General features: G+C 34.5%; 1 protein-coding gene. It reads right to left on the bottom strand.

Annotated elements, in window-relative coordinates; all coding sequences use genetic code 11:
• The coding region (locus V6260_RS19635) for a hypothetical protein (protein ID WP_341595652.1) at positions 1-206 on the bottom strand (206 nt) is incomplete at both ends.

Below are 206 nucleotides of genomic sequence, written 5' to 3'. Positions count from 1 at the left end.
CTTATTCAAAATATCAAAACTAGTGCAACCTAAAACAGGGTGTTCGCCAAAGTGTTCAAATAAAGACTCTGAATGAAATTGTTCATTAAGTGTAATAATTTCGCTGCTTTTAAAATGCATTGGAAGAATGTCTAGATGATGAAGTGTTTGCGATTCTTGTGTAGGATTTGTTTGCGTTAATAATGGATGATAGAGCTCGTAGCGGT

The organism is Pseudoalteromonas aliena (assembly GCF_038155085.1).
GTDB lineage: Bacteria > Pseudomonadota > Gammaproteobacteria > Enterobacterales > Alteromonadaceae > Pseudoalteromonas > Pseudoalteromonas aliena_A.
Note: the sequence above shows the minus strand (reverse complement) of the source record. Positions and strands in the feature narration are given on the sequence as shown.